This is a genomic window from Phycicoccus avicenniae, from assembly GCF_050496545.1.
Classification (GTDB): domain Bacteria; phylum Actinomycetota; class Actinomycetes; order Actinomycetales; family Dermatophilaceae; genus Phycicoccus; species Phycicoccus avicenniae_A.
This window is the reverse complement of sequence record NZ_JBNVZV010000007.1, coordinates 67,134-84,675: the sequence shown is the minus strand read 5'-3', so window position 1 is coordinate 84,675 and position 17,542 is coordinate 67,134. Positions and strand designations below refer to the sequence as shown.

The following is a 17,542-nucleotide window of genomic DNA, read 5'->3' as shown; positions in this document are numbered from 1 at the left end:
GTACCCGGACCGGTCGTACCCCCCTCGGTGGCGGGGTCGACGACAGGAGGTACATGCCTCTGACCTGCAGCGATGCGTCGTACCCAGGAAAGTCACTCGTACGAAGGTCGGCGGTCTCGGCTCACCATGGGGGCAGGCTCTGGGGCTGGTCTGTACGCGCGCCGGGAGCTGGCCGCGGTCCGCCGGCCCGCCCGCGTGATCGCCGGTGCGTCGATGGGCGCCAACCGGGGCGGTGCCGAAGCAGGGCTCGCGGCGGTGGCAGCGAGCCCACCACTCGCGCCCCGTGGGCGGTCCACGGCGCGGTGCTCGAGCACGGCCTCACTAGGGTGACGCCTAGCACTTCACCTTCCCCACCCCGAGGAGAAGCACCATGGCTCGCCGCACCGTGACGATCCTGTCCGACGACCTGGACGGCAAGGAGAGCCGGGACATCCAGACGGTCTCCTTCGGCTACGCCGGAGCGATCTACGAGATCGACCTGTCGAAGAAGAACCGTGCGGCGTTCGAGAAGGTCCTCGCGCCCTACCTGGACGCGGCCCGCAAGACCACCACGCGCAGCCCCCGTCGGAGCGCATCGACCCGGACCGGAGTCACCGCGGACGACCGCGCCTGGCTGCGCGCCAACGGCTTCCCCGACGTCAAGGACCGGGGCCGACTGCCCGCGGCGGCGACCGCGGCCCTCGCCGCCCGCTGACCCGAGACCAGCACCGAGCTCTCAGCTGGCGGCGCTGGCTCCGCCGGTCCACCCACGGCGCCGGAGGATCTCCTCGGTGCGCGGCGGCAGGTCCTCCGGCACCGGCTCCTCATCGTCGGCCCCAAGCACGGACGTCAGCGCGGACTCCCTCGCCCGGTGGTCACCGCGCGCGTCCGCGACCGCGGCGAGGTCGAGCAGAGGGATGTGCTCGCTCGGAGCGGCACGGTGGGCAGTCTCTGCGGCGAGTGCTGCGGTCTCCAGGTCCCCGTCGCGCAGCGCCCGGGTCGCGACCAGGTGCGCGACGTCGACGACCGCGCACGTGAGGTGCTGGTCGAGCCGGTCCCCGTCGTAGAGCCACGTCCATGCCCCGGGCCGCAGCTGGGCGAAGGGCTCGCCATCGACGAGGTCCAGGGCGCGGGTCAGGTCCTCCATCCCGTCGGCCCCTCGAGCCTGGCCACGAGCGCGCAGCCGGCGGAAGAGGTCGGCGTCGACGAGGACGTCCTGCACCTGGTAGACGGGCACCCCCCGGGTGAGTGCCGCGGGGGCGAGCCGCGCGTCGGGCAGGTGAGGCTGCCCGGTCCGCGGGTTGGTCCCCAGCCACTCCCGGACCACCCCGGCGTAGACGCGGGCCTTGGTCGCGGACACCCCGAACGCCTCGGCCAGCTCGTCGGGGGTCACCCCGTGCGGGCGGGTGGCCAGGTAGGCCAGCACGGAGGTCATGTAGGCCTTGCGCTCCGCCAAAGCCCGCCCGCGCGTTCTGGCTCTCACCGGTCCCAGCAGGGTCAGCCTCGGCAGCGGGCACTGCTCGTCGAACCAAGCGTCGAGGTCGGAGTCCAGGTCGGGGTCGGCCGATGCGACCCGATCACGGGCCGCGGGTGTGACGTGCGGGGCGAGGACGGCGAGGTCCTCGCTGCGGGTGGCGGCCGCCTCCAGGTAGTCCTCGTCCGGGTCCGGGAGCAGAGACGCGAGGGCGTCGTCTCCCTCCGGTTCGGTGCGACGAGCCACCAGGTCCGGGCGTAGCGCGCCCCCGTCGTCAGTGACGCCCCGCCAGCCCTCGGTCTCGTTCTCCTGGAGGGGAACCGGCTCGTCCGATAGACCGGCGCCCGCCGCGACGAGGGCGGCGCAGCCCTGTGCCTCGTCCGGGGTCAGCCCGACCGCCACGAGGTCGAGCCCAGCGTGCGGGATACGGGCCCGGCCGCCCGCCGTCAGCTCGATCGTCACCATCCCCGCCCCGGGGGGCGCGCCGAGCAGGACAAGCGCCGAGCTGGTCGATCCCGTGTGCTGGGTGATCAGGTCGCTCAGCACCCCCACCTCGGCCGGTGTGTCCTCGGACGCGGCCATCAGCACGAGCCGCGCCGTCCACACGTCCGGGCCGGTGTCGAGCGCTCTGGCCGCGACGGGATCGAGGCCGGCAGCGGCTGTCCTCTGCGTGCTGGCGAGGGCGTGGGCGGTGCTCTCCCCCAGCGCCTCCCGGTCACCAGCGGGTCGGGCCCGCAGCCGATCCGGGTTCATCGGGACCAGCTCGGTGGCGACGCCGACACAGTCCAGCCGCACGGTGTCCGACCACGGGTTGCACGCGATCTCGGCGGCGAGGTAGCGGGCGTAGTCGGCCGCGTAGAGGGGGTTGCCAGCGAGGGCGACGGTGAGGTCCTCGAGGTTGTAGAGCCAGGTCGCTGTGGCCTCGGTGGTGCCGACCGTGACGAGCAGCGGGTAGGGCGCCGGCTGGTCGGCGCGCAGCGGGCCGATGTCGGTGGGATCGGCGCCGTGCGGGAGCAGCCACTGCCGTCCATCTCGCTCGTCCTGCCACGGCGCAGCGAGGTCCGCGGTGCGCTCCAGGTGCAGGCGGGTCCCCGCGGCACCCAGCTCGACGGCAGCGAGGACCGGCATCGGCCTCTGACGGGCGGCCTGCGCGCCGGCCAGGTGGCGCAGGACGAGGTCGAGGTGCTCGACGTCGACGTGGCGTGTGGGTCCGAGGGTGGCGACGCTCTTCTCGACGGGGGCCAGGGCCGGCGGCGGGGACGCGAGGGTGTGGCCGGGGCGGCGGTGGCGGGACTGGGCGGCGCGGCGCCGGCGCAGCAGCAGCCACAGGGACCCAGCCAGCAGGCCCCCGCCGCTCAGCCCTGCGAGCAGCCACGCAGCAGTCGGCGCCTCGGGCTCCACCGGTGCGGGCACCGCGGGTGCCGCCGTCAGTCCGGAGTGGGCGGATCCGCGAGGCGCGGCGCCGCCGGGCTGCGAGGTGCCCTCGGAGGCAGCCGGCGGACCCGGGGGGCGACGCTCGTCGTGAGCGGGCAGCGGTGGTCGCGGTCGGGCACCCGTCTCGCGCTGCCCGGGTTCGTGCGGGGATGGCAGCGTCGGGCTGACCGGGCCGGCGGTGCGGGTCGGCACGTTCAGCGTCCACCCGGGACGGATCAGGTCCGGGTCGCGCAGGCGCGTGCCGTCGGGCTGGACGGCGACGGTGGACGCGGCGTAGATCTCCGGCCAGCGGCCCGGGTCCGCGAGCCGCTCGGCCGCGATGCTGGACAGGGTGTCCCCCGGGTGCACCTCGTACTCGGTGTCGGCACTGTCCGCGGTGCGGGCGGTCGGCAGGTGCAGGACGGTGCCGGAGAACAGGATGTGCTCGGGCCCGTGGCTGTCTCCCGGGTTGAGGTCGGCGATCTCTCTCCACCGGGTGCCGTCGTCGAACTCGTCAGCGGCGATCGACCACAGCGACTCCCCGCGGGTCACGGTGTGCGTCGGGGACTCGGGCGCCACATCGGGCTCAATCACTCTCAGTGAGAGAGGTTTCGGGGCGGCCTGCGGTCCCAGGTCCACTGTCGGTCGCGATCCGTGCCCGCCGGTAGCGACGGCCAGCGCGCTCGCCGTCGAGGGGGCGATGGCGTGGGGTCCGGCGGCGACGAGCAGGACGGCGGCTCCGATCAGGCTGTGCGCCAGCGCCTGCGGCACGGCCAGACCCGGCAGTTGAGGCGTGCGCCTGCGGCGCACGCGCGCGGTGACCTCGAGCAGCAGGCTGGTGGTCAGGACGGCCCACGCACCCCACGCTGCGATGGTCAGCGCGAGGAGGGCCAATGCCCCCGTGTCCGGTGCGCTCAGGTAGGGGATCAGGTGGCCGGGATCGGGAGGGGGCAGCTCCGCCGGCCCCGTTCCGACCGCGAGCAGGGCGGCCGGGAGTCCCGCGACCAGGGCCAGGATGCCGAAGACGGCGACCAGCCCGGTCAACCGCTGCCGCCCGGACGGCTGGTGGTGGGTGCTCATCGTTCGACTCCTTCGACGGAGCGGGTGACCCGAGCCGTGGCGTGGCCCGACACCTGCAGCTGGTTGAGGCCGATGACGCCGAGGAAGAGGGTGCGGTAGGTGTCGCTCACGTCGACGGTGACCGTCGTCCCGGCCGTCACCCGCACCGTTCCGGCCACCCCCGACTCGGCGAGCAGGGCGCGTGCGGCGCGGGCGGCCCGGGCCGTGTCGGGGCGGACCGCCTCGCCGCGCACGGCCGACGCGGCATCGAGCTGCTCGCCGCCCGCCCGTGCCGCCTGAGCGGCCACCGCACGGGCCTGCTGCTGGGCCCGCACCTGGCCACCGAGGTCGACGGCCAGGCCGACGAGGACGATCATCGCGACGCTCATGGTCACCAGCCAGATGCTCACCGAGCCGTTCTCCGGCCGGCACCGCGCACTCCTCATCGCCGCTCCCGGTAGGTGTCGATCGGTGACCGGGCGCTCGCACTGACCGTTCGTGAGCCCGGCAGGCCGGGCACGGCGAGGTCAGCCAGCGGCACCTGACAGGTGACCGTCACGCTGGCGCTCGCCGGGACCCCGGGGCGGGAGCGGAAGCCCGAGACGTCCACCGTTACCCGGGCGGCTCCGCACGTCAGGTGCTGGTCGGCGACCGAGGACCTGGCGCTCTCGACCGCCGCCCGGTCCGCGTCGGTCTCGGTGCGCGCGATCGACGCGGCCCGCGCGGCGTCGGCCGCTGCGGCCTCGACGGCCTGGTGCGCGACGGCCATGCGCCCCCCGGTCAGGACGAGCCCGACGAACAGCAGGAACGCGGGAACGCCGATCGCAGCCTCGAGGGCCGCCGACCCCCGCTCGTCACCCGGCGTGGACCGGCGGGTCATGAGGTGATCCGTTCGACCGGCACCGAGGCCGACTGGTCGACCCGTGGGTGCCATCCGGGGATGACGCTCAGCGCCCGACCGGACACGGTCACCGTCGAGGTCGTCGCGGTCCGCCGGCCGTGGACGACGGACCCGCCGAGAGCGTCACCGGCAGTGTCGGCGAGGAAGCCGCGGGCTGCGCTCTCGCCGGTCGCTGCCGTGCCGCGTTCAGCACCTGCCATCCGCGCGCCTTCCTGCGCCGCAGCCAGGGCCAGGGTGCGGGCGTGGTAGACCAGCGCCGCCTGCAGCCCGAGGAACATCACGGCGAAGAGGACCGGCATGAGCACGACCATCTGGAGCGAGGTCGAGCCCCGCTCCGCGCGGTGTGCGCGGTACTGGTCGGTGGGAAGGGCAGACACGGCGTGCTACTTGATCTTGGCGGCCTCGGTGGTCACGTAGCTCTTGATGGCCACGACGACGATCCCGACGATGGCGATGAGCGCGACGGCCCACAGCACCTGCTCGATGGTGACCGAGCCGCGCTCCGGATCGGTGGAGCGGGCACGCAGGGACTCGAGGGCGCGAACGCCCAGGACGTGCACAGTGGCGAGGAATCGCATGGGACTTCCTTTCGGGGACAGGGAGGTTGGCTGGCAGGCGCGGACGCGGGGCGGGATCAGGTGGGGCCTCCCATCACGCGCAGCAGGGCCGGGGCGACGAGGATGGCCAGGAAGATGACCCCCAGCAGACTCATCGGGATGGTCATCCGTTCGGCGACCTCGTTGGCCCGAGCCTTCTCGGACGTCAGCAGGGCCGTCCGCAGGCCCGCCGCGCGGGCCCGCAGGCTCGCGTAGACCTGCGAGCCCTCCTCGCCGGACAGGCGCATGATGTCGGCGAGGTCGTCCAGCTCGGGCACGCCGAGCTCTGCGGCCAGGGCGTGCAGTGCCTCCCACGGGGTCAGCCCCGACCAGCGCGTCCGGGCCAGCTCCTCCCCGAGCCGGACGAAGACCCACGAGTCCCCCACTGCTGCAGCCGACTCCATCGCTTGACGCGGTCCGGCGCCGGCGAGCCGCTCGAGGGCGACGAGGTCGATGTAGGCGCTCAGCGCCCGGGTGAACTCCGCCCGTGCGCGGCGCGCGTCGTCGCGCACGTTGTAGTTGGGCAGCCAGAACATCGCCGCCGCCAGCGCCACGCTCGCGGCAGCCGGGACGTAGAACGCGAGCCCGGCCCCGATGCTGTTGAAGAGCACCGTCAGCGTTGGGGGGATCACGAGGCCGAGCAGCGCGAAGGCCACCTTCTCCCCGTAGAAGCGGGAGACCGGGCGGCGCAGGAGCGCCAGGTCGCGGGCAGGCAGCGGCCCCCACGCGGCGCCGGGCAGGGCCGTGGCCCCCCACCGCCCGAGGCGGTCGACCAGGTCTCCGGCGGCGTCCGGGGGGGCTGTCGGTGGGGTGCGCAGGTGCTGATGCGGGGTCAGCCGATCCAAGGCGTCGCGCAAGTCAGGGTGCGACGGCGCGGAGGACCAGAGCAGGCCGGCCAGGCCGAGCCCGACGAGAGCGCCGGCCAGGGCGACCAGCTGCAGGGTGGAGGGCGTCATCGCACGCCGCCTTCCGTGGGTCGGCCGATGAAGCGTGCGGGCGGGGTGCCGGTGGCCATCCGGCGCATCCACAGCAACGTCGCCACGTAGAGGGCGAGGAGCGCGATGAGGAGCAGCTGTCCCGGGCCGCTGGCGTAGGGGGCGACGTACTCGCCCGTCACGGCCAGGACCGTCAGGACGCCGACGGTGATGAGGGTGACCCAGCGGGCCGTCGCGCGCGGCTTGGCACGGTCGGCCTCGACCTCGCGGCGGGCGCGGACGTCGGCGGCGACCGACTCCGCCAGGCCCTCGAGCACGCTGGCCAGCCCGGCTCCGCGCCGTCGCGTGGCCAGCAGCAGGTTGGCGGCGATGACATCGCCGGTGGCGTCGTCGAGGTCCTCGGCGAGCGCGCGGATCGCGTCCTCGGTCGACCAGCGGGCCCGCAGCCGGGCGGCGAGACGGGTTACCTCGGGACGGATCGGTTCCGGGGCCGACCGCAGGGTCGCCACGAGCGCCTGCTCGAGCCCGGCGCCGGCGGTCAGGACCCCGGACAGGGACCGGGTCCACTCCTCCATCGCCTCCAGGCGCGCGATGCTCGTCCCCGCGGTGGGAGCGGAGAGCAGCACCGGGAGGCCGGCGGTGGCGGCGGGCACGACGATCAGTGCCACCCACCAGCCGGTCAGCGCCGCCACCGCGGCCCCGACGACCGCGCCGCCGGCGGCCAGCAGCCAGGTCCGGCGGTCCAGCCGAGGAGCTCTCCGGCGGCGTGGTCGCGGCGTCGGCGCGGGCGGGCGGGGTCCCACCTTGCGGAGGCCGGCGACGGTCCCGAGCAGGCCGGCCACGACCAAGGCTCCGGCCAGCGCCGGGACGATCGGGGTCACGACGGCACCGTCCCGGCGCGGTAGTACTCCTCGAGGTCGAAGCCGTACGCCGCCAGTGCCCGGTAGTCGTCGTCGAGGACGTGCGGTGCGGCTTCGCGTCCCCCGGGCGGGGTGCGGAAGGCGTGCTGGATCGCGTAGCCGGTGCCCTGCTCCCCCGGTGTCAGGGTGGCGACCTCGGCGACCCACCGGCGTCGCTGCCACGTCCCGTCCGGGCTCGGCGTGGTCTCCATGTGGACGTAGACGATGACGTCGATCGCCGCCGCGATGGCGCGTACGGCGTACTCGTGCGTCACGTGCGGTCCGGCCTCCATGGCGCAGGTAACCAGCTTGGCGATCGCCGCCTCGGCCGAGCGGGCGTGGGTCGTGGAGATGGACCCGGCGCCGGACTCCATCGCCTTGAGCATCGCCAGGATCTCGTGCCCTCGGACCTCGCCGACGATCTGGCGGGAGAGGTTGAACCGGAACGAGTCGAACAGCGCCTCGGCGAGCGTGAACTCGCCCGCCGCTCGCCCGTCCGCGCCCCGCTCCCCCGAGCCCGGGCGGGCCTCCCACGCCACGACGATCGGGTGCAGCTCCGGCAGCTCGTGCAGGTGCAGCTCGTACTCGGTCTCGAACGTGCCGATCGCCTCGTGCGGAGGGATCTCGGCGCACAGCGCACGGACCAAGGTCGTCTTGCCCGCGCCCTGGGCGCCGGCGACCACGATCGATCGCCGCGACCTCACCGCTGCCGACAGGAAGGAGGCGGTGACCTCCGACATCGCCCCGAGCGCGACCAGGTCGGACAGGCTCACCTGCCGCAGCCGGTGCCGGCGGATGACCACCGACGGCCGCGGTGTCACCCACGCCACCGCGGCCAGCCGCGCGCCACCGTCCAGGCGCAGGTGCAGCCGCGGCTGGGCCTCGGAGAACGGGCGGGCGTTGGCTTCGCTGCGCGAGGCCAGGAAGACGAGGAAGTCGACCAGCTCGGCGTCGGAGTCGGCGACCGGTGGGCCAGGGACGAGCCGCCCGTCGGTCAGCTCGAGGGTCACCCGGTCGTGACCGGTGATGATGATGTTCTCCACGGCGTCGTCATCGACCAGGGGCTGCAGCCTCCCCAGGCCGAACAGGGCGTTCTCGGCGGCAACAGCCATCGCTGACTGCTCGGAAGCCGACCAGGCCGGAATGCCCGCAGTGATCCGGTCGGCAGTCTCGGCCTCGAGCAGGTCCACGATGATGGCGCGGCCAGCCGCACGCTGTGCAGCGACGTCGAGGCGACCATGCTCGTGCCCGAGAGTCCCCGCGAGCCGGTCGGACGCCTGCTGCCGCAAGGTGGCGACCTGCCCCCAGTCCAGGTCCCCGCGGTACGGCAGCGGCGCCGGCCGTGACGTCACCAGCGACACCGGCGGAGAAGCCGCAGGCCGCGCTCCCGGCGTGGTCAGGGAGAACGAGCCGCGAACACGACCCGCGCGGGGCAGGGCCTCGGCATCGGCGGCGAACAGGGGTAACGCGCTCGGGTCTGCGGCCGCCGGGTCTCGCGGCTCCGCGCTCATGCCAACCCCTCCACCCTGGGGAGCGCGTCAGGCATCGCCACTGGCTGACGGTCACCGTCCAATCCCCCGCGTGCGGCGTGCGCACGCTCGCGCAGGGTCTCACCCAGCCGGCCCAACGACCGTACGTAAGCGGACGTTGCAAGGCGACGCGGGCGGGGCTCTCCCCGAGCGAACACCGCTGCAGCGACCTCGTCCCACGCCACACTCGCCACAACGGGCAACCCGAGCACCTTGGCGATCTCCCGAGACGAGTAGGGACGCCCCTCCCCCACCGTCACCACGAACAGGCCCTGCCCGTGACCGACGGACTCGAATCCCTCGCTCAACGTCTCCGCCCAGGACCGGGCCGCAGCCAACGCCACGAGGTCGGTGCGCAACACCAGCAGGCACACGTCCGCTCCGTACAACAACCGCTCGGGCGACCCGCTCAGGCCGAGACGACCCACGTCGAGGATCACGTCCTGACCGAAGTCGTTCAGACGCGCCAGCGCAGCGGATAGGGGCTCCCACAGCCCCGCGAGCGCGCGAGCCTGCCCGTGCGACCGAGTCCCGGTCAGGAGCGAGACGCCGGACCCGGGGATCGTCATCGCCACCGCCGGGATGGCATCGACCAGCTCCTCCGACCTATGGGCCATCGCCAGGTCGACGAGCGAACCGGCTGGGTGGACCTGCCCACGAAAATGACCTGCCATCACGGCCGAGCCGCCGGTCGGGTCGGCCTCCACCAGCAGCACCGGCCGCGCCCACGTCATCGCCAACCCCAACGCCGTGCTCGTCACCCCGGGAGACCCCGCCGCCGAGCACAACGCGATGGTGACCATCAGCGCTGCCTCGAATCGAGCACCAACGCAACGTTTCCCGTCGACACCCGCGCCGCCAGGACCGCCGCGTCACCCTGCGGCACCGAGACCGTCACGACCCGCATCCCCGTCACCTCGTCCGATGACACCGACACCACCGTGGCCGACGTGACCGCCGGCACGACGTCGCCCAGCTCCCCCTGCTCACCGGGCGTGGCCACCACCCGCACCGGGTCGCCGGGCCGCAACGGCTCCCCCGGCATGGCAGCGGCAGGCAACCCGATCCCCACCAGGGAACTGCCCTCGGCGGGGACCAGGTTCTCGGCCACCTGGCTGCGCGTGATGAGCGTGCCCGCAGCGATGTCGGAACTGGCGCGCCGGCCGACGATGTCGTTCGCGTCCCCCGCTTTCACCGGGCGCAGGGCCGGGTCCGCGTTGACGCTCACCGTCATGAGGTCGCCCTCGGTGATGAGGGCACCGCGCTCCACCGTTGCTCTCGCGGCGAGCACGCTGACCGTCGAGCTCGTGGCTGACCACGCCCACGCCGCCAGCAGGCCGCCCAGGCAGACCAGCGCCAGAGAGGCCACTACCAGGAGCGGTCGCCTGCGACGTCTGGTCGCTGCCACGACGGGGATCGGTGGCACGTCGATGGGCGGAGCTGATGGCGAGGTGTCGGCCCGCTTCGGGTCGGCAGTCGTGGTCATGACGACCCCTTTGCCTGGGTGCTGAGTCCTACTGGGTGAGGACCTGGACTTCGCCGACCGTGATGACGGCCGTGTCGGAGAACTGCAACGGGATCGAGCCGCTCTGGCCGAGCCCCGCCCAGTCCACGCGCCAGTACGAGGTGGCACGCACCGTGTACCGGCCCTGACGGTCGTAGCGATAACCGCACGTCGGGCTCTCGCTGCTGCCGAACGAATCGCGGTAGACCGTGCCCGGATTGCGACAGAGGACGACGTGACCGTCTCCCATCGACCAGACGACCTTGTCGACCGACGCTGTTGCCGTCACCGAGTAGCCACCGGCGGAGGCGGTCTTCGTCACCGGACCCCAGGTCTCGGCCGCACTACTCGCGTTCCACATCCACACCGGCATCCCGACCAACCCGATCGCCTCGGGCCGGCTCTCCGGGACGATGCCGATCGCGACAGCTCGAAGATTCATGGTGCGCGCGGCCCGAGCTGCGAGCATCGCCGGGTCTGGCGGTGCACCGTCCGGTGGAGCAGGCAGCCACACGAGGTACACGACCCCCACCAAGCGCGGATCGAGCACACGTGTGCACTCATAGACCTGTCCGCCCGTCCGCCCTTCCCAAACGGGGTCGCCCTTCGGCGGTTGGGGGGCCGCCGCCTTGCAGTACGCCTGCTCGGATTGCGACCACCAACCCGCCCTACTCGAGCACGGCACCTTCCGCCCTTTTCCCCCCAGCGAGCTGGTGCACGCTTTGACACCCCCGGAGCCGGTGCCACCCCCGCTACCGCCAGGGTCGCTCGGTCGTCCGGGCCCCTCGACGATGATGACGCAGCGACCGGCCAGCGGGTCGGGCGCAGAGCCGGGAGGGCAGGTGATGGGTTCCGCGTTCGCCTGAGCGAATCCCGTCGTGACAAACCCGAGGGCGACCACCGCCGCCAACCGCCTCAACACGGCGTGCCCCTGAAGGTGTCCACGACGACGACAAATGCAGCGGCTCGCTCTTCCACTTGGTACGAGTATCGCTGCGCGTCAGGCCGATTTGTGCTGACTGCCGACTTGCCCGCCGCGTCAACGAAATCGACCTTACTGACGTCGACACAGGCCGAAACTGTGAACGGACTCGCGTCACCTGAAGTGCGAATTGCGCTCACGGTCGGATTGCCTGTCTGAGTCCAGCCCCGCGCGCGGTACGTGTAGACGGCAACACGCTGTTGGGCGAGGGCTTGGTCAGCCGCCACTGCGTCGAGTTTGGAGATGTCCGTACTTGGATGTGCTGCCACCTCGCTGACGACCTCCCAGTACCGCACGACGGCCTGGCCTGCGAGCCGGTGTCTCCGTTCGAGTTGAGTCTCGGAGGACGCACTTGGCATCGGCTCGGCACTCGAAGGTGCTACAGCGCTGCTAGCGGATGTCGGCGAGGGCGCCGTCGAATCGTTGGTTGGCTGGCAGGCCGTGACCATCACCGCCGCGGTAAGGGCGCAACCGACATGGGCGCCTCGAACGCTCGCTGACCACTTCGCCATCGGCCCCTCCGATGTGCTACCGCCTCACTTCTGGGGTGGTATCAACAAGATGGCACGGATCTTGCTCGGCGTCACTGGGTGCTTGAACCTGTGGATAACTCACTGGAAGCCACCCGAGCCATGCGCCTGTGAGGTGCCCGTCGTCAGCTGACAGAGCGCCGCAATCCCTCAGCGACCCGCGTCATACCGGCTCCCTTCTGTTGTCAACCAGTGGCTGCGAGGGGGCTCTTCACAGTGGTGGCGGCCGGGCGTAGCGTCGCGGGTGCGGGTCCGGGAAGTGGCTGATCCAAAGTGCTGGTGTGCGGGTGTAAGCCGGCCGCGCTGGATACATGAGACGCCCCGCGGTGCCCTCCCGGACCCGCTTCCGTGTCGTGTTCGGCTGCTGCTTCTGCGTCGCTGACGAGCTGTCGGAAGATCGCGTCGGAGATTCGGCGTTTGAGGCAGCGCAGCGCCTCGAGCGGTCTCTTGCCCTCGGCGCGCTTGCGCCGGTAGTAGGTCTGTCCGTCGGTGTGGATGCGTAGCTGGCTGATCGCGACGATGTGGATGACGTGGTTGACCCGGCGGTCCCCGGCGCGGGAGAGCCGGTGGCGTGACTGTTCCCCGGAGGAGGCGTCCAGGGGTGCGGTGCCGGTCCAGGACGCGAAGCGGTTGCGGTCGGCGAACCGGGCGACGTCGCCGACGTCAGCCAGGATCCTGGCGGCGACGACGGGACCGACGCCGTGCAGGTCCATCAGGTGCGAGCCGCGGGCGAGGACCATCTGCTTCAGCTCGGCGGTGGCCTTCTTCATCTTCGCCTCGACCGAGATCAGTTCAGCCAGCTCCTCGGCGGCGATCCGTCGTCGGGTCTTGCCGGCGATGTCGCGGGGACGGACCGAGGCAAGCATGCGCTTGGCTTGACCGGTGGTGATGTCCTTCTTGGACTGTCCCGGAAGCAGTTCCGCGAGCAGCGCCTGGAGGCGGTCGACCGTCTGTACCCGTCGACGGGTCAGCGAGTCACGACGCTCGACCAGCAGCCGCAGCGCCTCCAGCTCTCCATCAACGGTGAGCACCCGAAGACCGGAGGTGCGCACGGCGACCATTGCGATCGAGTGAGCGTCGTGGGCGTCGGTCTTGCGGCCGGCTGGTGTCGAACAGCCGGACCCGGGCTGCGAGCTTCGCGGGGACGTCCACCATGTGCTCGCCGGCCTCGAGCAGTCGCTGCGCCAGCGGCCGGCCGACCCCGTTGGCTCCTTCAACCGCCCACACCCGCTCCGGCCACGCCTTGGCGTAGGTGCGCATTGCGGCGAACCCGCCCTTGTCGGTGGTGAACCGACCCGCTCCGAGTTTGCGCTCGTGCTCGTCCACGACTTCGATCGTCGCCGACAGCTTGTGGGGATCGACCCCGATGATGACCTTCTCCATGCGTTGGCTCCCGCCTCGCTCGAACCGATGTGATCGGCGAGGTGGGCAGTGCTACTAGGAGCAGGGCAGTCCCTTCTTGAGCCACGCCTCGTCACGGCACCCGGCGGGCAGCAGTCCGATAGTGAGCCACACCCGCAGCGGGGGGGCAGCCCAATAGAGAGCGTCCCGCCGAGTGCCTGGACCGAGTCTGGCCAGACGCCGGCCCTGCCGGAAGTCTCTAGTAGCCCACTAAGGGCGTCCCCCTCAGCCCACTGTGGGCTCACGACCAGGCGCGGTGCCTCAGTCGCCTAGCGATGGACTTTCGTCGCAGGGTGTAGCAATTGAGTCTGCACCGCGCAGAGTTCACCGCGTGATTGGTACACCTTCAGGCGTTCCATGTACCAAGTTGGGCTCCTTTGAGGGCCCGCGGACGAGTCGAGAGTCCACTCGTGAATCGGTTTACCGCCCGAGGCCGCCGCCGAGCTTCGGCACGAGTGCGCTCGACTGGGTCGCGCCACGGCTTGAGTCGTCGGCCGCTGGGCGGCTCTTCGCACGTACGTTAGTGAGAGTGGAACGGCAAGCTGGCGCTGACTTGTTCATGAAGGGGCAGAGAGTTGACTGACACCGACTTGACTGGCCGGCTTGGCGTGAATCTCGTGGAGGGGATCGTGCTCCGTGAGCTCGGCTGGATCTTTCGCGAGCAACCGATTTCGGACGAGGGAATTGATGCGCAGGTTGAGGAGAAGCTCGGCGGTCGTTCGACGGGACGGCTCATAGCCCTACAGATCAAGAGCGGGCCGAGCTACTTTCGCGAGTCAACGGAAGGGGGATGGATCCTTCGATTTGGGGAGCGGCAGGTTGGGCTCTGGACTGGATACGCGCTCCCGGTTGTGCTCGTCGTGGTGAATCCAGAGACGGAGGAGGTGTATTGGGAGCAACTCTCTGACGCCTCGCTCAGCAAGACCCGGAAGGGTTACAAGGTCCAGGTTCCAATCGGAAACACACTTCGAGGAGCGAAGGGCCGCTGGGCTCGTATCGCCGGTGGAATAGAGGCGCGAGCGACGGCTCGGTACGAGATGGCCCTCTCGACCCTGCCCCCGTCCACGCAGGAGGCGATTGAACGAGTGAAGTCGCTGGATCCCACAGCAGCCGCCGTATTGGCAATGCACCTCTCTGACGGCCGCCGTAGCCCTCACAGCACGGTCGAGTCGATTCTCCTTGCTTCGCCATGGTGGGTCGACTCACCGGACGGAAACGGTTACCGCGCCCTTGCGTCGTACTCCGCGAGCCACGACGACTTGCTCCAGAGCGCTGTGGCTTTCGAGGTGGCCGCCGAACGGGATGACAGCCGTCGGGGTCCCCTGTTAGCAGCGGCGGGCCTGAACGCCATGGGGGACGACAGGGCTTGGTCTCGCGAGTTGCTGGACCGCGCGGCCGCCTCCCCGGAGGCCGACGTGCTTGTCCGCATAGGTTATGCCCTCTTAAACCATCCCGAGGGGGATGCCGGTCCGAGAGTTGCGGCGCCACCTCTCGATCCATTGGACCCGGCCGTGCAGCGGTCTGCCGCAGCACAGGCGTTTCTGGGGGACCAGGCTCTGCGCGCGGGACACTTCGATGTGAGCGTCGATCACGCTCGAGCAGCTTTGAGGTTGGAGCCTGGCAACTCCGCCTACATGAGTGACTTAGCGGGGGCGTTGGGTAGACGCGCCATGGCCAGTTCGGGGGGACGCGATGACCTCACTGAGGCGTGCCAACTGTTGATGGCGGCAGTGGACCAGATCCATGCGTGGGACGGCCCCACCGGCGAGCCCCTGCGGGAGCTCTTGCGACTACTCGCCCTCAGCGGCGACAACGAGGGCACGCTTGCCTACTCATTGACGTCACCACGCGGGACCGCGACCCCGGAGGAGGCCCTACGACAAGAGGTTGTTCGCTACGCCCTGATCGCGGCCTACCAGCTTGGACTAGACGAAGATCTGGCGAAACTTGGGACGATGCTGAACGACTCTGACCAAAGCCGACTTGATCGGGCACGGGTCGATCTGATCTCCCTTTCGGAGGATGACGAGCGATCTCTTTGGGGAATGATCGCTGATGACGCGGCAGCCTCCGACGACTCTCAGAAACTCGTGACGGCCGTCTTGCACCTGGGATCTCTGGGTGTCGATCAATCGCAGCGGCTCGGTCCACTCGTCTCGCGGAGGATAGTTCCTGAGGCGGCCATGCGGCTTGCCGGGGTGGCCGCGCGTGCGACAAGTGACCTTGAAGAGGCGTTGCCTGAGTTGCGCGCTCTGGCCCGCACGGACATTGCCTCGGCAGAGCACCTGATGTTGGTCCTAGCTCGTTCAGGTAGGCGGGTTGAGGCATCTGAAGCCGCCGAGGATGCCTTCGCGACGTTCCATCAGACGCACTTCCTCGTCGCGTCAGCGCAGTTCTTGATTGACGCGAAAGAGTGGCAACGAGCCGAAGCCGCTGCTCAGCGCGCCGTCGCTGGTACGGGGTTTCCTCGGGACCGTTCTCGACTCTTGACCTTCTTGGCGTCACGACACGCGGAGCGGAACGAATGGGAGGAGGCCGTCGAATTGTTGACACAGGTTCTGGCGCTTCATTCCGAAGTACGTGACTCGGACGTGTGGCAACTCGTGCGAGCGCAGGTGCACCTGGCGGATTCACGTAGTGCGGCGGCGACGGTCACACGCTATAGGCCACGAGTGTCCACTCAGGAAGACGCCGAAACGTGGTTGCGCGCCATGATCGTCCAGCCTTGGGATCAAGAGACAGCGTCAGAAGCGCTTGCGCTTGCGCTCCGCTTCGAGAATGAGCCCAGCGTGTCGCTGCCGCTGCTGTGGCACTTAACCACCAAGACAACCTCCGCTGAGGAGGCGGAAGATTCAGAGCTTCCTACGCTGGACCCGGACCATCGCCCCGTGGTGACAGCGGACATTCGGCGGGATGCATTTGCGGCCATTGATCGGCATGCTCGCCGGGAGGACGGAAGTCCCTCAGTCCAACGGATCGAGGGATCAGACGAACATCTCGTCGAGGAACTGTCCCGCGTGCTTGAGGAGAAGAGTCGCAACCAAGAAGCCTTGGTCAAGCTACTTCGCGAGGTACAGCGTGGAAAGGTCCCAGTCGGCCTTCTCGCGGGGGCGACCAGGCGAAGCTACGCAGCAACCCTGGTCCAGGAGCTGGCAGGGCCAATCATCGCCGCTGCGGCAGATGACGACGAGCATGATCGCGATGTCGAAGATGCGAAACAGGCTCTGGGACAGGCGATCGCCGTTGACTCGTCGGCCTTACTGGTGACGGGGCTGGTCGAGGACGGCGCAGCCTTGCGTGGACGGTTCGCGCGTCTCAGATTCCCAACTGATGCTCGCCGCGACATCCTCCGAGCGACAGTCGAAATCCAAGGTCTTGCCGCGAGCCCAGGAACCCTCGCTTGGGACTCAGCAGCGCGGCGCCCAGTTCTCCATGAGCTTTCGTCGACGGACTACTTGCAGTACGTAAGACGAGTCGAGGCCATGGAAGGCGCAGCAGCCGAAACAAGGTCTCAGGTCGTGACCCAGATCCCCCTGCTGGGAACCTTGGCCGACAGGCCTGGCAACGAATGTTGGATGGCAGCAATCCAACTGGCCCACGACGAGAAATGCTCTCTGTGGACTGACGAAATCGGTCAACGCCGACTCGCCCGCGCGCTAGGCGTGGCGTGCTTTGGCACTCCCGCTCTGCTCGAGGCCTTAAGCGACACCCAAATCGAGGCGCTCCCAGCGGGAGCTGCCGACGACGAAGTGGCGAAACTCGTCTCGGTTCGTCATACGTGGGTGAGGCGCCTCCTGCGCGAGGGCGTTGTAGACCTGCCCGCCACACTGGACGACGTACTGCAGTTAGCAGGTGACGAAGACTGGCAGCCGCGACGGGCGGCTACGGTTCTCACGAGGCCCGCATGGTGGGCATGGCGATTTAGCGGACTGGCCGATTGGAGCGCAATAGCCAGCTCGGTTGCGACCCATGCGCCAGACCTCGTCCTCCACTGGCAGTACGCGGCGATGCTGGGTGCCGCGCGAGCGTACGTGGACCCTCAGTACGCGGCTGCAATGGTTGCTGCGATCGCAATCGAGGGAGTTGGTTCCGGTCCGAACGTGGAGGACTGCGCGAACGGGCTCAGAACCGGCCGACTCATCGCCGAGTCTGAAAGCATCGCTGATCCGGCGGCACAGTTGCCCTTGATCGTCACGGTTTACGAACAAGAAGGCCGGTTGCTTGGCGCCGACGATTTCACGTCCACCGTGCTCGCACGCGTGGGAGGTTGACAGCCGGGGAGCCTTTCCCAAGTGACCTGATGGCAGCCAAGGCGTCGCGTGGGAAGAAAGCCCGGGCAT

15 protein-coding genes are annotated in these 17,542 nt (G+C 70.2%); 2 read left to right on the top strand and 13 right to left on the bottom strand.

Going from position 1 to position 17,542, the window contains the following annotated elements:
- The first annotated feature begins 370 nt into the window (after positions 1 to 370).
- Complete coding sequence (locus ACQZ2A_RS08180; protein ID WP_430209366.1) at positions 371 to 694, top strand: histone-like nucleoid-structuring protein Lsr2; 324 nt, start codon at positions 371 to 373, stop codon at positions 692 to 694.
- A gap of 21 nt (positions 695 to 715) precedes the next feature.
- Here the strand turns inward: ACQZ2A_RS08180 and ACQZ2A_RS08175 are convergent, their stop codons facing one another.
- The 13 genes from ACQZ2A_RS08175 to ACQZ2A_RS08115 all read right to left on the bottom strand — a co-directional run bounded on the left by ACQZ2A_RS08175 (position 716) and on the right by ACQZ2A_RS08115 (position 13,184).
- Positions 716 to 3,946, bottom strand: a complete 3,231-nt coding sequence (locus ACQZ2A_RS08175) for a LysM peptidoglycan-binding domain-containing protein (protein WP_430209363.1) — start codon at positions 3,944 to 3,946, stop codon at positions 716 to 718.
- On the bottom strand, positions 3,943 to 4,335 hold the full coding sequence (locus ACQZ2A_RS08170; RefSeq protein WP_430209361.1) for a pilus assembly protein TadG-related protein: 393 nt from the start codon (positions 4,333 to 4,335) through the stop codon (positions 3,943 to 3,945). The genes ACQZ2A_RS08175 and ACQZ2A_RS08170 overlap by 4 nt, the downstream gene beginning before the upstream one ends.
- A 32-nt stretch (positions 4,336 to 4,367) precedes the next feature.
- Positions 4,368 to 4,805, bottom strand: a complete 438-nt coding sequence (locus tag ACQZ2A_RS08165) for a TadE/TadG family type IV pilus assembly protein (protein WP_430209359.1) — start codon at positions 4,803 to 4,805, stop codon at positions 4,368 to 4,370.
- Positions 4,802 to 5,203: a TadE/TadG family type IV pilus assembly protein gene (locus tag ACQZ2A_RS08160; RefSeq protein ID WP_430209356.1), complete on the bottom strand. Its 402-nt coding sequence runs from the start codon at positions 5,201 to 5,203 to the stop codon at positions 4,802 to 4,804. Before ACQZ2A_RS08160 ends, ACQZ2A_RS08165 begins: the two co-directional genes overlap by 4 nt.
- Before the next feature lie 6 nt (positions 5,204 to 5,209).
- Positions 5,210 to 5,404 carry a hypothetical protein gene (locus tag ACQZ2A_RS08155; protein ID WP_430209353.1) on the bottom strand — a complete coding sequence of 65 codons (195 nt, stop codon included), beginning with the start codon at positions 5,402 to 5,404 and terminating at the stop codon, positions 5,210 to 5,212.
- Positions 5,405 to 5,460: 56 nt separating this feature from the next.
- Positions 5,461 to 6,378, bottom strand: a complete 918-nt coding sequence (locus ACQZ2A_RS08150) for a type II secretion system F family protein (RefSeq protein ID WP_430209351.1) — start codon at positions 6,376 to 6,378, stop codon at positions 5,461 to 5,463.
- Positions 6,375 to 7,238 carry a type II secretion system F family protein gene (locus ACQZ2A_RS08145; RefSeq protein ID WP_430209349.1) on the bottom strand — a complete coding sequence of 288 codons (864 nt, stop codon included), beginning with the start codon at positions 7,236 to 7,238 and terminating at the stop codon, positions 6,375 to 6,377. The genes ACQZ2A_RS08150 and ACQZ2A_RS08145 overlap by 4 nt, the downstream gene beginning before the upstream one ends.
- The gene (locus ACQZ2A_RS08140) at positions 7,235 to 8,368 is read right to left on the bottom strand and encodes a CpaF family protein (protein ID WP_430209346.1); all 1,134 of its coding nucleotides are present in this window, start codon (positions 8,366 to 8,368) and stop codon (positions 7,235 to 7,237) included. The genes ACQZ2A_RS08145 and ACQZ2A_RS08140 overlap by 4 nt, the downstream gene beginning before the upstream one ends.
- 395 nt (positions 8,369 to 8,763) lie before the next feature.
- Complete coding sequence (locus ACQZ2A_RS08135) at positions 8,764 to 9,588, bottom strand: MinD/ParA family ATP-binding protein (RefSeq protein ID WP_430209343.1); 825 nt, start codon at positions 9,586 to 9,588, stop codon at positions 8,764 to 8,766.
- The gene (locus ACQZ2A_RS08130; protein ID WP_430209341.1) at positions 9,588 to 10,271 is read right to left on the bottom strand and encodes an SAF domain-containing protein; all 684 of its coding nucleotides are present in this window, start codon (positions 10,269 to 10,271) and stop codon (positions 9,588 to 9,590) included. Before ACQZ2A_RS08130 ends, ACQZ2A_RS08135 begins: the two co-directional genes overlap by 1 nt.
- A 28-nt stretch (positions 10,272 to 10,299) precedes the next feature.
- On the bottom strand, positions 10,300 to 10,812 hold the full coding sequence (locus tag ACQZ2A_RS08125) for a hypothetical protein (protein ID WP_430209339.1): 513 nt from the start codon (positions 10,810 to 10,812) through the stop codon (positions 10,300 to 10,302).
- Positions 10,813 to 11,986: 1,174 nt separating this feature from the next.
- Complete coding sequence (locus ACQZ2A_RS08120; protein WP_430209337.1) at positions 11,987 to 12,862, bottom strand: transposase; 876 nt, start codon at positions 12,860 to 12,862, stop codon at positions 11,987 to 11,989.
- A complete protein-coding gene (locus ACQZ2A_RS08115; protein WP_430209335.1) occupies positions 12,819 to 13,184 on the bottom strand; it encodes a hypothetical protein in 366 nt (121 codons plus the stop codon). Before ACQZ2A_RS08115 ends, ACQZ2A_RS08120 begins: the two co-directional genes overlap by 44 nt.
- A gap of 593 nt (positions 13,185 to 13,777) precedes the next feature.
- Between ACQZ2A_RS08115 and ACQZ2A_RS08110 the strand changes: the two genes are divergently transcribed.
- A complete protein-coding gene (locus tag ACQZ2A_RS08110; protein ID WP_430209332.1) occupies positions 13,778 to 17,473 on the top strand; it encodes a DUF4365 domain-containing protein in 3,696 nt (1,231 codons plus the stop codon).
- Positions 17,474 to 17,542: the final 69 nt, after the last annotated feature.

Bases quoted from the DNA above. Each gene is read 5' to 3' on its own strand.
- ACQZ2A_RS08165 (WP_430209359.1), bottom strand. From the start codon at position 4,805: ATGACCCGCCGGTCCACGCCGGGTGACGAGCGGGGGTCGGCGGCCCTC.
- ACQZ2A_RS08155 (WP_430209353.1), bottom strand. From the start codon at position 5,404: ATGCGATTCCTCGCCACTGTGCACGTCCTGGGCGTTCGCGCCCTCGAG.
- ACQZ2A_RS08115 (WP_430209335.1), bottom strand. From the start codon at position 13,184: ATGGAGAAGGTCATCATCGGGGTCGATCCCCACAAGCTGTCGGCGACG.
- ACQZ2A_RS08140 (WP_430209346.1), bottom strand. From the start codon at position 8,368: ATGGCTGTTGCCGCCGAGAACGCCCTGTTCGGCCTGGGGAGGCTGCAG.
- ACQZ2A_RS08180 (WP_430209366.1), top strand. From the start codon at position 371: ATGGCTCGCCGCACCGTGACGATCCTGTCCGACGACCTGGACGGCAAG.
- ACQZ2A_RS08130 (WP_430209341.1), bottom strand. From the start codon at position 10,271: ATGACCACGACTGCCGACCCGAAGCGGGCCGACACCTCGCCATCAGCT.
- ACQZ2A_RS08175 (WP_430209363.1), bottom strand. From the start codon at position 3,946: ATGAGCACCCACCACCAGCCGTCCGGGCGGCAGCGGTTGACCGGGCTG.
- ACQZ2A_RS08135 (WP_430209343.1), bottom strand. From the start codon at position 9,588: ATGGTCACCATCGCGTTGTGCTCGGCGGCGGGGTCTCCCGGGGTGACG.
- ACQZ2A_RS08150 (WP_430209351.1), bottom strand. From the start codon at position 6,378: ATGACGCCCTCCACCCTGCAGCTGGTCGCCCTGGCCGGCGCTCTCGTC.
- ACQZ2A_RS08120 (WP_430209337.1), bottom strand. From the start codon at position 12,862: ATGGTCGCCGTGCGCACCTCCGGTCTTCGGGTGCTCACCGTTGATGGA.